Source organism: Klebsiella planticola (assembly GCF_000783935.2).
Lineage (GTDB): Bacteria > Pseudomonadota > Gammaproteobacteria > Enterobacterales > Enterobacteriaceae > Klebsiella > Klebsiella planticola.
Window position 1 is genome coordinate 166,013 of sequence record NZ_CP026049.1, and the last position, 13,021, is coordinate 179,033.

Genomic DNA, 13,021 nt, shown 5'->3' on the forward strand with positions numbered 1-13,021 from the left:
TTGCCCCCTTCGCCGGAGAAATTAATCCGCAATCATTGGCAGGTTAAGTCCTTGCTCTCTGGCGCATTCAATCGCGATGTCATAACCCGCATCCGCATGGCGCATCACACCGGTGGCCGGATCGTTGCTCAGCACCCGGGCAATACGTTCCGCCGCTGCATCGCTGCCGTCGCAGACAATGACGACGCCGGAGTGCTGGGAGAAGCCCATCCCTACGCCGCCGCCATGGTGCAGGGAAACCCAGGTCGCGCCACTGGCGGTATTCAGCAGCGCGTTCAGCAATGGCCAGTCGGATACCGCGTCGGAGCCGTCCTGCATCGCTTCCGTTTCGCGGTTAGGGCTGGCAACGGAGCCGGAGTCAAGATGATCGCGGCCGATCACGATTGGCGCCGACAGCTCGCCGCTGCGGACCATTTCGTTAAACGCCAGGCCCAGACGGGCGCGCTGCCCCAAGCCGACCCAGCAGATGCGGGCCGGCAGCCCCTGGAAGCTGATGCGCTCTCTGGCCATATCCAGCCAGTGGTGGAGGTGTTCGTCGTCGGGGATCAGCTCTTTAACTTTCGCGTCGGTGCGGTAGATATCCTGCGGATCGCCGGAAAGCGCCGCCCAGCGGAATGGGCCAATACCCCGGCAAAACAGCGGACGAATATAGGCGGGAACAAAGCCTGGGAAGTCAAAAGCGTTTTCCACCCCCATCTCTTTCGCCATCTGGCGGATGTTGTTGCCGTAATCGAAGGTGGGAATCTCCTGCTGCTGGAAGGCGAGCATGGCTTTAACGTGTTCGGCCATTGAGGCTTTCGCCGCGTGGATCGTCTCCACCGGGTGGGACTGCGCGCGTGCGCGGTAGTCTTCCCAGCTCATGCCCAGCGGCAGATAACCGTTGAGGGGATCGTGTGCGCTGGTCTGGTCGGTCACCATGTCCGGGCGCACGCCGCGTCTTACCAGCTCCGGTAAAATTTCCGCCGCGTTGCCATGCAGCGCGATGGATACCGCTTCTCCTTTTGCGGTATAGCGGGCAATGCGGGTCAGGGCGTCATCCAGGTCGCTCGCCTGCTCATCGACATAGCCGGTACGCAGACGGAAGTCGATACGCGACTGCTGGCATTCAATATTCAGCGAACAGGCTCCCGCCAGGGTTGCGGCCAGCGGCTGGGCGCCGCCCATCCCCCCCAGACCCGCAGTCAGCACCCAGCGTCCGCGCAGGCTACCGTTATAGTGCTGGCGCCCGGCTTCCACAAACGTTTCGTAAGTGCCCTGAACAATGCCCTGGCTTCCGATGTAGATCCATGAGCCGGCCGTCATTTGCCCGTACATCGCCAGACCTTTTGCATCAAGCTCGTTGAAGTGCTCCCAGTTTGCCCAGTGCGGCACGAGGTTCGAGTTGGCGATCAGCACCCGCGGGGCATTGTCGTGGGTTTTGAAAACCCCCACCGGTTTACCGGACTGGATCAGCAGCGTTTCATCATCATTGAGCTGCTTCAGGGTCTCCACGATCTTGTCGTAGCATTCCCAGTTGCGGGCCGCCCGGCCAATACCGCCGTACACCACCAGCTCTTTTGGATTTTCGGCGACATCGGGATCCAGGTTGTTCATCAGCATGCGCAGCGGCGCCTCTGTGAACCAACTTTTTGCGTTCAGCTTAGTGCCTCGCGGGGCTCTGATTTCAATATCGCGAAAACGGGTTGCTTGTTTACTCATGCGCTTTACCTTCTTATCTGTAACCTGTCATATGCTACTTAATCGTAAATTTTATTTTTTACGGCTTAGTTGTGTATACATGATAAGCATATTGAGTGCCAGGTTAGTAATAAATTTATAAAACCCATAAAATACAGCAAGTTAACATTAAATCAGAGAGGCATCCTGCGCTATACCATCGTGAACACACTGTGGTGATGTGCCATTATGGTGCAAAAATACAGCTCTCTGCCTTATTTTTGTGCACCAAAACATCACAAAAAGATAACACCAGTGCATTTTCTATCTCGTCATGACTTCTTATCTCGCCATAAACGGCAGTACCCTATAACGGAAAAATACACTAATGAATTGTTTTAAATCACTAAATAACCATCTTGTTGCGTATTTCACTGGTACTGACGCAAGCGTTTTTATTGTACATACAAGATTACCTATAGCAGAATTTTGTCGCGTGACTCCCCTGCACTCGGGAACACCACACACAACAATCAGACGCGTGAAGACGATTACCTTCCAGAATGTGGCTGAGCACTACGACAACGGTTCGATCGAAGTAAATGGCCTTAGCCTGGTAGCACAGTGTGGCAATATTAGGGTATTTGTCGGCCCTTCGGGCTGTGGAAAACCACCTTGTTGCGGATAATTAACCGGTTACTGGAATCGTTATGCAGGATTTGGCCCGATAACGGTTCCAGTAACCGAGCAAATGGATATCGTGCGACTGCGCCACTAAAAGTAAAGCCAGAGCCGGGGGAATTACTGGAAGTCGTCGGTCTGGATCCGCAAATCGCCAAACCTTCCGCTGACAGCTTTCCGGAGGCCAGCAGCAGCGCGTGGGCGTTGCCCGCGCCCTGGCGGCAGACCCGGAGTTTATGTTGATGGACGAACCGTTCAGCGCGGTCGACCCGGTGGTCCGCGAACAGCTGCAGGAAAAGTTTTTGTGTATTCAGAAAGAGGTGAGCAAAACCATCATTATGGTCACTCACGATATTGATGAAGCCATGAAGCTCGGCGACCTGGTCGCGGTACTTAAACCTGGCGGCAAGCTGGCGCAGATGGCCTCTCCTGGCGAACTGCTCAATACGCCGCAAAACGCCTTTGTGTCGGACTTTATCGGCAAAGACAGAGGCTATCGCAAACTGAGTTTCCACGCCTCCGACACAGAAACCGGGTTACGCAACTAGCCCTATGCCGAGCTGGACTGTTCCTTCGAGCAGGCCAATGAGATGACCATCGACCGCTGGCTGCTGGTTACCCAAAACGGCAAAGCGTTTGGCTGGTTCGACACCCATCAGCCGGCAACAGCAATTACCCACGACAACATCAATCTGGGGGCGACGTTCCACCAGCAAGGGAGCCCGTTGCGCCATTTACTGGACGCTGCACTGAGCTCGCCCAACCACCGGGCCGTGATCGTCGATGAACGGCAAATCCCGCAGGGGACCATCCACCTCGATCAAGTACTCGACATGTGTAAATCCACGCGCAAGGAGGGAGCATGAGATTCGATTGGCTATGGGCGCAGAGCGATTAAATCTTCAACCTGTTTCTCTGGCACAGCTATCTCGCAATTGTGCAGGTAGTAATAGGGGTAATTCTGGCGCCCCCTGTAGCCTGGGGCATTCACCACCTGCCATCGGTCAAGCCGGCGATCGTTAACCTGTTTGGCATACTGTATACCATTCGGTCACTGGCGCTGTTTGTGCTGCTGCCCCCGCTGCTCTACACGCAGATTCTGGACCCCATTAATGTTGTTGTCGCACTTGCCATCGGCAGCTTTGCGCTACTGGTTTGCACCGTCTGCGACGGGCTGAACTCCGTATCGGCCGATACCCGTCAGTCCGCGGCAGCGCTCGGGTATAAACCCGCCCAGCAGTTTTTCCAGAACGACCCGCCGCTGGCCGTGCCGGTGATTCGTTACGGTCTGTGCGTTGCCGTGGTGTTTAAGGTCAGAATCGTTTCCGTCGCGGCATTAATTGGCACACCACAGCTCGGCTCGCTGTTTACCCTGGTGCTTCCTGCTGCAATTTCTGACTCCCATCATCGGTGGGATCGCGGACAGCATCATTCTGGCGCTGCTGCTGTATATGCTGGTGGTTTACGCCACTCATCAACTCAGCAGCTGGCAACCTCAGAGAGGATAATTATGCTTCAGGACTCGCTTAGTATACGCTGTATCCCCCAGATCCGCGGTGCGCCAACGGCGCTGGCCGTTGCGATTGCCCAGTTGAGCACCGCTTCCCAGGCCCGTTGCGACCGAATAACCAATACGCATCTCAGCGGGCTGCCGGCCTTTCTTATCTCGCCGGATTCGGGGTACTCCGGGATGATGATCCCACCCTACGTCGCCGCTGCGCTGGCGGGCGATAACCGCAGTCTGGCCGGCCCGGTCAGTATCCACACGGTGTCCACCTGCGCCGGTCAGGAAGATCATGTCAGCATGTGGAGGTTGCCGCCGCACGCAAAGCGCTTCAGGCGGTAGAAACGCCGTGGACATCGTCGCCATCGAACTGCTGTGCGCCTGTCAGGCGCTGAAGTTCCATCGCCCGCTGCGTGCCGCCGTGGGCAGCGAGGCGACGCTGGAGAGAGTGCGTCAGGCGTGCCGTTTCGGGATAAAGATACGCTGCTCTACCCCGATATACATGCGCTACGCGCCCTGATTCATCAGGGCGAACTCAGCGCGATGCTGCAGGCATTGTGCGAAGAGGAGTGACAACAGGCGCCGCAGATGGAGCCTGCAGCGTGATTAAAGGGGAACCAGCGTGATGCGGGCCAGACGCACGCCCGGAGAGTCCTGGATAACCAGCGCCACCGCTTCATCCACCAGCAGGCTGTCGTAATGTTCCAGTAAATAGCGTTGGTCGCCGACGCTCACCCGCAACGCGGGCCCGGCATTAAACAATAACCGCAGTCCGCCCTGATACGACCACGTTCCCGCCCCGCACCAGCTTACCGTCGCCCGCAGAGCGGCTTCCCGGTAAATCACATTAAAATCCAGCAGCGGGCCGCCGACAATCTCACAGGATACGCCGCTCGCGCCGTTGAACCCCAGCGCCTGGAAAGGCGCAATCAATGCGCTGCGCTGCCCATCAATTGTCAGGTACATCCCGCCGCCTTCCAGCACGCTGATATTGCGCAGGTAGCCGGGAAATGTGGAGAACGGACCAGGCTGGCGAATGGTCGCCAGGGATATACGCCATTCATATTCTCCCGATTCCGGATAGCGGGCCACTTCGCGCGTCACGCCCAGGCCGTTTTTCCAGGGCATTTCCGTATACAACCCGGCAGGGAGCAGACGGATCATTTGCGCATGCTCCCTTCCAGACGGTAACGCGGACCGGGATAGACCAGGCGCACGCTGGTGACGATTTTCTTCTCCTGACGGCCGGTCCACGTCCGACGATTGACCAGCAGACAAGGCGTATGTTCATCAATTTCCAGGTAAACACACTCGGCCCGCGTGACGTTGACCGCTTCAATAACGTGTTCGCCTTCAACAATCGGCGCAATTGAGGAGAGATAGGCGTTCGGCGTGATACGTGTAAAATCCTGCTGCAGGTAGTCAGGCACAACCTGCATATTCACCAGTCGGTCTTCCAGCATAACCGGTACGCCATTTTCATAATGGCAAATCAGCGAATGGTACAGACCGCAACCCTGCTGCATGCCAAAGCTGAACGCCTGCTGGGCATCGGCTTCGATTTCCGTCAGTCTGAAAACTCTGGCGTGGTGGCGATGGCCACGGCTGACGATTTCGTCAGCGATATTGTTAATGTCCAGCAGCGCCGACTGACCGCGAATTTCGGCGACAAAAGTACCAACCCCCTGCATTCGCACCAGCAAGCCCTCCGCGGTCAGTTCTCGCAACGCGCGGTTAATCGTCATCCTGCTATAACCAAACAGCGTAACCAGTTCGCTTTCAGAGGGAACACGGTAATTCGCTGGCCATGCCCCGCTGTGGATCTTGGTTTTGATCATGACCTTAACCCTTTCATAAAAGGGGGCGGGATGTTCAAGTATCTCATCCACGGAATCCGAATTTGACAAGTCATTACGCGCCATTAACTATTCCTCATATGCTGACGTTGTCAGTTTACTCTATGACCTGTTAGATGTATATATATGTACAAGTATATTAGCACTAATAATAAGGTGGTAAAATGGCAGTCTGGTTGGCAGAAAAAGCGCTTTTGTCTGATGGCTGGGCAAATAACGTCGGCATAACCGTGTCCGAAGAAGGCATCATAACCGCGCTGGAAAAGAACGCAGCGCCGAGTCCGCATGCGACGCGCATCAAAGGGGTCGTCGTGCCGGGTATGCCAAACCTGCACTCCCATGCCTTCCAGCGGGCGATGGCCGGGTTAACGGAGGTCGCGGGAAACCCGTCGGATAGCTTCTGGACCTGGCGGGATCTGATGTACAGGCTGGTAGATAAAATTACGCCAGAACAGCTGGAAACCATCGCCAGCTATCTGTACATCGAAATGCTCAAAGCCGGGTACACCTCGGTCGCCGAATTCCACTATCTGCATCACAGCAGCAGCGGCGCGCCTTATGAAGAGCGGACGGAATTAGCGCTGCGTATCGCCAGAGCAGCGAAACATACCGGCATCGGCCTGACGCTGCTGCCTGTCCTGTACAGTTACGCCGGGTTTGGCGCGCAGCCGCCCTCCGTTGGACAGCGCCGCTTTATCAACGATAGCGACAGCTACCTGACAATGTACGAGTCGCTCACATCGCGGCTGGCCGGTGAGCCAATGCAGCGTACCGGTCTGTGCTTCCACTCATTACGGGCCGTTACGCCGGAGCAGATTGGCGCCATTCTGGCATGCCATCCTGGCCAGCAGCCGATTCATATTCATATTGCTGAACAGCAAAAAGAGGTGGATGACTGCCTGGCCTGGTCCGGCGAGCGCCCGGTGGAGTGGCTGTACAACCATCTCCCCGTGGATTCGCGCTGGTGCCTGATCCACGCCACTCATCTGACGCCTCAGGAAACGATGAAGATCGCCACATCCGGTGCGGTGGCCGGCCTGTGCCTGACCACCGAAGCCAATCTCGGCGATGGCATATTCCCCGGCCCACAATATCTGGAGAATAACGGCGTCTGGGGAATTGGTTCCGACAGCCACATTAGCGTCAGCGTCAGCGAGGATTTACGCTGGTTCGAATACGGGCAGCGCCTGATAGCCCAGCGCCGCAACCGGCTCATCGTCCCAGGCGAGCCTCACGTTGGCAACGTGCTGTATCAAGGGGCACTACGAGGCGGCGCCAGAGCGCTGGGCCAAAACATTGGCCAGCTAAGCGTAGGATATCGGGCCGATCTGGTCGTATTGGATAGCCAGAACCCCTTTATCGCCAGCGCAGAAGACCAGATGCTGCTCAACCGTTGGATCTTCGCCTGTTCATCTAATCCCATTACCGCGGTGATGACTGGCGGACGCTGGGTGATTGAGGATGGGCATCACCATCAAGAAGAATCTGTCTCACAGGCATTTATTCAGGTAATGAAACATCTTGCAGTCTGACATCGAAAAAACCGGTTCAACGACGGTGAACCGGTTTTGTTTCTGAATGAAGTTTAAATAATTCAAATGATTTTACTAACGGGATCATGTCGGTCGTGAAGCATCGCCCCTCTTGCTTGGCTTCACTCCTTGCAATTCAGGAGGTGAATACCTTTTAATGCAGAATTACAAGTTTCTGGTTATCTCATGAATCAATATGCTATTTAGGGTAATGACTCCAAATTATTGATAGTGTTTTATGTTCAGATAATGCCCGATGACTTTGTCATGCAACTCCACCGATTTTGAGAACGACAGCGACTTCCGTCCCAGCCTTGCCAGATGCTGCCTCAGATTCAGGTTATGCCGCTCATTTCGCTGCGTATATCGCTTTCTGATAACGTGCAGTTTTCCCTTCAGGCGGGATTCATACAGTGGCCAGCCATCCGTCATCCATATCACCCAAAGGGTGACAGCAGGCTCATAAGACGCTCCAGCGTCGCTATAGTGCGTTCACCGAATACGTGCGCAACAACCGTCTTCCGGAGCCTGTCATACGCGTAAAACAGCCAGCGCTGCCGCGATTTAGCCCCGACGTAGCCCCACTGTTCGTCCATTTCCGCGCAGACGATGACGTCACTGCCCGGCTGTATGCGCGAGGTTACCGACTGCAGCCTGAGTTTTTAAGTGACGTAAAATCGTGTTGAGGCCAACGCCCATAATGCGGGCGGTTGCCCGGCATCCAACACCATTCATGGCCATATCAATGATTTTCTGGTGCGTACCGGGTTGAGAGGCGGTGTAAGTGAACTGTAGCTGCCATGTTTTACGGCAGTGAGAGCAGAGATAGCGCTGATGTTCGGCAGTGCTTTTGCCGTTCGCACCACCCCGTCAGTAGCTGAACAGGAGGGACAGCTGATAAAAACAGAAGCCACTGGAGCACCTCAAAAACACCATCATACGCTTAATCAGTAAGTTGGCAGCATCACCATGAATAGCTAATGATTACCTAGTGGATAACTTCATTGCTCAATTGTGGTGCAAATGTTAGGTGTTTATCCCTGTAATGGGGCATGTCATGCTTACATTTTATCAACAATTGATTTCTTTGAGGATACTTTACAAAACTCCGCTCTGGTAAAACCAGCAGAGATAAAAATAACTGCTTTAAATTCAACTTTTTATGTTTTAGTGCGCAATCATGGCATGGCTAATGCAGGTTGTATATGCAGGACTGTACATCAAATCTTTCTTACAGCTTATATTTTATGAGAAAAATCCAACAACCAAAGTAAAGGGGCGGTTATTACGATGAGTACCTTCAATAACAGAATTAAACATGATGGCTCTGACTTTGTGGTGGTTGATAACCAGAACCCGAGACTGCCGAGTACTTCAGGCGGAGGAAAAAATACATCACGATCGAAGATGATACTACGTCATGCTTAATTAATATCTGAGAGTAGTTAATTTCTGAGGTATTCGAATCAATGATATGAGGTTTATCCCATGAGGAGTGGTGGCGTATGTCGTCATAACACGTTTATCGTCAAGGTATCGGCACCCTAATTTATCGGGGCACTGCAAAAAAAACGGGTATTAAAGACTGAATCGCAGAAAGGCAGAAGTTTAAGTCTTCATGTTGATGACAGCAGGCGGCCTATAGCAGAACGAGTAAATGTTGCTAGCAGGCAGCGTACCGTTCAGATTATATGCTTGTAATTTTCGAAGGATTCATCTATGAAACATTCCACTAGCACTGTAAAGCACACGGTTATAGAAAGACGGTCAATCGATTATGTACCTGATAATGAGCGCTTCGGCAGCGCTATGGGACAGTTTACATTATGGCTAGGGGTTAACCTTAATATTACCGCTATTGTGACCGGCGCGTTGGCCGTTGTATTAGGCGGCGATGTTTTCTGGTCATTAATCGGTTTATTTATAGGTCAGATATTAGGCAGTATCATAATGGGGCTACAGGCCATACAAGGGCCAGCTACAGGACTGCCACAAATGATTCGAAGCCGTATGCAATTTGGTGTTTATGGCGCGGTCATCCCTCTTTTACTGGTAAGTTTTTTATATATAGGGTTCTCTGCTGGAGGCACATTGCTGGCAGGACAGGCCGTGGCAAAAATTTTGAATGCCGCAGAATGGCAGGGTATCGTTTTATTCGGTGTCATCACGATCTTGGTTGCCACCTTAGGCTACCGCGCCATACATTCTTTAGCACGGATCGCGAGTGTGGTCGGCATCATTGCATTTATTTACATGTTCGTTGCATTATTAGCTGGCCATAATATTAGCAGTCTTCTAGAACAGAGAAAGTTTATTCCCAACCAGTTTATCCTTTCCATTTCACTGGCGGCGGCCTGGCAAATTGCTTATGGCCCCTATGTCGGAGATTATTCACGTTACCTCCCTACGGATACATCAAAACTGAAAGTGTTCTTTGCCGCCGCCTCTGGAACAACACTGGGCTCTCAGGCAGCCATGACATTTGGTGTTTTTTCCGCCGCTATTGCCGGAGTGGCATTTACCGGACATGAAGTAGAATTCGTTGTAAATCTGGGGGCATCCGGTCTCGTCGCATCTTTGCTTTACTTTGTCGTAGGCTTCGGCAAAATAACCATGATGACATTGAATGCGTATAGCAGTTATATGTCGAGTGCGACGCTTGTGAATGGTTTCAGAGGAAAAGCAACCGTCTCTGTCGGTCATCGATTTATTTATGTATCAGCCATGATTTTGTTAGCTGTTTCCATTGCGTTATGGGGCTCGGGAAGCTTCATACACGCTTTTTCTTCTTTTTTATTATTTCTACTGACCTTTATTTCTCCCTGGAGTGCAATTTGTCTGGCTGACTGGCAGTGGGGGCATCGTTCTAAATGCGATCTGCAGGCATTAAACGATCCACAAGGAATATATGGCCGCTGGAACTGGAGTGTAATTTCCATTTACTTCATTGGCTTATTAATGGAACTTCCTTTTGTTTCCAGCAGTATTTACACTGGTCCGATTGCAGGCTTGTTAGATGGCGCAGATATCTCTTGGTTAGTTGGCCTGATTGGCACCGGCATAGTGTATTACATTTACAGCAGAATATTGCCCCCCGCTTCTATGAAAATACAGGCTACTGATTAACAGTAAAAATAATAATCCCAAATAAAGGATCCATACATGAAATATATTGTTGACCCATTTTCCGAAAAAACGTCGCTTAATACGCCATACAGTTTACTGCGTCATTATGCAGAAAAATGGCCTGATAAAGAAGCTCTGGTATTCGATGCTGGTAATCAACGAATGACCTTCAGAGGTTGGCTTGACAGTGTCGACAAGTTGGCGCTAGAGCTAAGTCGTCGTGGTGTAAAAGCGGGTGACCCGGTGGCTCTGTTGGCAGAAAATCGTATTGAGTGGCCAGTTGCCCAGATTGCAATTTCGGCCTTAGGTGCGATACTGGTGCCTGTTAATACTCATTTCCGTGATAATGATCTACGCCACGTTCTCGATCACAGCCAAGTAGTTGCCATCTTGCTGTCCGAACGTTTTCGCTCCAGCGAATATTTAGCCATGGTACGAGCGATTCATCCTCAACTCCCTAGCCTAAGAGACATTATTAACTTCGATGATATGGAATATGAAGCGGTAATGCGCCAACCCGTTTTGGCTGAACTGACGGAGTGGGTATGGTCCCCCAGAGAGTTGGCTAGTATCCAATATACTTCTGGTACTACTGGACGGCCTAAAGGCGCAGAACTCTGTATGGAAGGGATAATGATGAATGCCTGGGGCACCGTGCAGCGGCTGGAAGTGACGGAGATGGATCGCTGGACATCCATTATTCCGCTCTTCCACTGTGCAGGTTGCATCATGAATATTCTGGCATGCCTGACAGCTGGTGCGACATATTTGGGTATGCGTGCTTTCGACGCCGGACAAATGCTTTCGCTGATAGAACGGGAGCGCTGTACAGTTCTGACGGGAGTCCCCACGTCCTACTTAGCGATGTTAGAGCATCCGGACAGACCATATTTCGATCTCTCGTCTTTGCGTACCGGAACCTGCGGTGGTGCAGACTGCGATCCGAGACTTCTGGAACAGTGCGCGCGGGCGTTTCCTATTAATGGGTTGGTGCAGGTTTACGGGCAGACGGAAGCCAGCACACTGATAGCGTTAGATTACTGGCAAAGTCCCCAGCGCTTTGCCACCGCTGGCTTGCCCTTACCTGGAGTTGAAGTGCAGGTCTGCGATCCGAATACCGGAGTGGTACTCCCCCACGGGGAAATCGGCCAGCTACAGGTTCGTGGGCCAATGGTCATGTTGGGATATCATCGAGATGCGGAGGAAACCGCTCGCTGCATCGATCCTCAAGGCTGGATGAATACGGGCGATCTCGGTCGGCTAAACATCGATGGTAGGGTCGAACTGGTAGGAGGACGCCTGCGCGATATGATCATTCGCGGTGGTGAAAATATCTATCCTGTAGAGATAGAAAATCTGCTGCGTGAGCATCCGTCGATCACTGAAGTTGCAGTCTTCGCTCTACCCGATAAATTTTACGGCGAAGTGGTAGCCGCCGCTATTGAGTCCACCAAGCCGTTATCCAAAGATGAAATAAGAAAAGCCTGTGTTGGTAAAATAGCTGGTTTTAAACATCCTGCTCGGGTCTTTACCATCGTAGAATGGCCGATGACGTCAAGCGGGAAGATCCTCAAGCGCATGTTGAAAACCGCAGCCCTTGATGGGCAACTGAAGGAGCTTTTATGAAAATGAGTGTGACAGGCTATCCACATACATGCGTCTTCACCCCTGGGCCGCACCAAACAGCAGCTGCAATTGGCAACACGGGTGTGAAAGTGGTGTCGACACCAGCGTTGATCGCTCTATTGGAGGAGACCAGTGCCGATGCTGTAGCAAAAGACTTACCGTCCGGCTGGGTGAGCGTGGGAACCCATGTCGACGTACATCATCATAAACCCGCCTGGCCTTATCAGGAGGTTCGCTGTACGGCGACGTTAATTAGCGCAGACGAGAAAAGGTTGCAGTTTTTCGTACAGGCGCATCAAGCGGGAGCATTGATCATGAGCGGTAAGCATGAACGTGCTCTAGCGCCACTCAGCCGTTTTGAACGTGCTGATGGTAAACTGCCAGAGGGAGCTCCGCTGGAGTTTTTCTTTGATTTTCACAGCCCTTGGTGCTACCTCGCCTTCCCCCGTCTAAGAGAAATTGCCGCTGCGTACGGAAGAATGATAGTACTACGTCCCTTCCATCTGGCTAATTTGATTGACCGCATAGGTGGTCGTAGACCGTTGGATGCCTCGCCAGCGTTTGTCAACTGGTTCAAACAAGATATGCAGGACTGGGCGCGCATTCGCCGGCTGCCACTAAGTTATCATCCTAAGTTCCCGTTGCGGCCTTCACGTGCGCTGCGAGCTACCCTGTATGCAGTTGAAGAGGGGCTGGGAGAAGCATTCGCCTTCAAGGTGATGCAGGCGTATTGGTCACAAAGTCTGGATATTAGCGATGTTGCCATCTTAGGCGACTTAGCAACTTCAGTAGGGCTAGATAAAAATGCGTGCATCTCCTCCATCGGCGATGAAGCCCGGAAGCTAGCCATAGTCTCGAACACAGATGAAGCTATTGCTCGCGGGGTATTTGGTGCACCAGCAGTGTTTGCCGATGGCAAACTGTTCTGGGGAAATGACCGCCTTGATATGATGGACACTTGGCTGGCATCTGCGGGAGAGCGCTGCTGAGCCACCGACGGAGAGAAGTAGGCTAACGCTTCCTTCTCCCCACTATAGACT

General features: G+C 52.6%; 9 protein-coding genes and 3 pseudogenes. 8 read left to right on the forward strand and 4 right to left on the reverse strand.

The features are described from left to right. Window positions 1-21: 21 nt before the first annotated feature. On the reverse strand, window positions 22-1,698 hold the full coding sequence (hutU, locus tag MC50_RS28240) for a urocanate hydratase (protein WP_040118402.1): 1,677 nt from the start codon (window positions 1,696-1,698) through the stop codon (window positions 22-24). Window positions 1,699-2,197: 499 nt separating this feature from the next. On the opposite strand from hutU, the pseudogene MC50_RS29185 reads away from it, so the two are divergent. From MC50_RS29185 to MC50_RS29340, 4 genes and pseudogenes are all read left to right on the forward strand, one after another. Beyond that, window positions 2,198-3,203: pseudogene (locus MC50_RS29185) on the forward strand (ATP-binding cassette domain-containing protein). Between the two features lie 32 nt (window positions 3,204-3,235). Further along, window positions 3,236-3,845, forward strand: a pseudogene (locus MC50_RS28250) (ABC transporter permease). 2 nt (window positions 3,846-3,847) lie between these two features. Continuing rightward, the gene (locus MC50_RS29335) at window positions 3,848-4,183 is read left to right on the forward strand and encodes an aromatic amino acid lyase (RefSeq protein WP_040118403.1); all 336 of its coding nucleotides are present in this window, start codon (window positions 3,848-3,850) and stop codon (window positions 4,181-4,183) included. A gap of 7 nt (window positions 4,184-4,190) precedes the next feature. After that, complete coding sequence (locus MC50_RS29340; RefSeq protein ID WP_305956192.1) at window positions 4,191-4,361, forward strand: hypothetical protein; 171 nt, start codon at window positions 4,191-4,193, stop codon at window positions 4,359-4,361. Between the two features lie 86 nt (window positions 4,362-4,447). Here MC50_RS29340 and MC50_RS28260 read toward each other — a convergent pair whose 3' ends face one another. Together MC50_RS28260 and hutC are read right to left on the reverse strand one after the other, a co-directional pair. Then, a complete protein-coding gene (locus MC50_RS28260; protein WP_040118404.1) occupies window positions 4,448-5,005 on the reverse strand; it encodes a HutD/Ves family protein in 558 nt (185 codons plus the stop codon). Beyond that, window positions 5,002-5,763, reverse strand: coding sequence for a histidine utilization repressor (gene hutC, locus MC50_RS28265; RefSeq protein WP_032413289.1), 762 nt, complete (start codon window positions 5,761-5,763; stop codon window positions 5,002-5,004). The genes MC50_RS28260 and hutC overlap by 4 nt, the downstream gene beginning before the upstream one ends. A gap of 98 nt (window positions 5,764-5,861) precedes the next feature. On the opposite strand from hutC, the gene MC50_RS28270 reads away from it, so the two are divergent. After that, window positions 5,862-7,229 carry a formimidoylglutamate deiminase gene (locus MC50_RS28270; RefSeq protein WP_004118890.1) on the forward strand — a complete coding sequence of 456 codons (1,368 nt, stop codon included), beginning with the start codon at window positions 5,862-5,864 and terminating at the stop codon, window positions 7,227-7,229. A gap of 222 nt (window positions 7,230-7,451) precedes the next feature. Here MC50_RS28270 and MC50_RS28275 read toward each other — a convergent pair. Then, window positions 7,452-8,143: pseudogene (locus tag MC50_RS28275) on the reverse strand (IS1 family transposase). An 805-nt stretch (window positions 8,144-8,948) separates the two neighbouring features. On the opposite strand from MC50_RS28275, the gene MC50_RS28285 reads away from it, so the two are divergent. The 3 genes from MC50_RS28285 to MC50_RS28295 are packed head-to-tail and all read left to right on the forward strand — an operon-like array spanning window position 8,949 to window position 12,970. Beyond that, the gene (locus MC50_RS28285) at window positions 8,949-10,355 is read left to right on the forward strand and encodes a purine-cytosine permease family protein (RefSeq protein WP_004118895.1); all 1,407 of its coding nucleotides are present in this window, start codon (window positions 8,949-8,951) and stop codon (window positions 10,353-10,355) included. A gap of 36 nt (window positions 10,356-10,391) precedes the next feature. Further along, window positions 10,392-11,981: a class I adenylate-forming enzyme family protein gene (locus tag MC50_RS28290; RefSeq protein WP_004118898.1), complete on the forward strand. Its 1,590-nt coding sequence runs from the start codon at window positions 10,392-10,394 to the stop codon at window positions 11,979-11,981. Next, entirely contained in the window at window positions 11,978-12,970 is a 993-nt protein-coding gene (locus MC50_RS28295; protein WP_004118901.1) for a thioesterase, FlK family, read from the forward strand. The genes MC50_RS28290 and MC50_RS28295 overlap by 4 nt, the downstream gene beginning before the upstream one ends. Window positions 12,971-13,021 lie beyond the last annotated feature (51 nt).

Excerpts from the sequence above, each read along its gene's own strand:
- hutU (WP_040118402.1), bottom strand. The coding sequence starts at position 1,698 with ATGAGTAAACAAGCAACCCGTTTTCGCGATATTGAAATCAGAGCCCCG.
- MC50_RS29335 (WP_040118403.1), top strand. The coding sequence starts at position 3,848 with ATGCTTCAGGACTCGCTTAGTATACGCTGTATCCCCCAGATCCGCGGT.
- MC50_RS28260 (WP_040118404.1), bottom strand. The coding sequence starts at position 5,005 with ATGATCCGTCTGCTCCCTGCCGGGTTGTATACGGAAATGCCCTGGAAA.
- hutC (WP_032413289.1), bottom strand. The coding sequence starts at position 5,763 with ATGGCGCGTAATGACTTGTCAAATTCGGATTCCGTGGATGAGATACTT.
- MC50_RS28270 (WP_004118890.1), top strand. The coding sequence starts at position 5,862 with ATGGCAGTCTGGTTGGCAGAAAAAGCGCTTTTGTCTGATGGCTGGGCA.
- MC50_RS28285 (WP_004118895.1), top strand. The coding sequence starts at position 8,949 with ATGAAACATTCCACTAGCACTGTAAAGCACACGGTTATAGAAAGACGG.
- MC50_RS28290 (WP_004118898.1), top strand. The coding sequence starts at position 10,392 with ATGAAATATATTGTTGACCCATTTTCCGAAAAAACGTCGCTTAATACG.
- MC50_RS28295 (WP_004118901.1), top strand. The coding sequence starts at position 11,978 with ATGAAAATGAGTGTGACAGGCTATCCACATACATGCGTCTTCACCCCT.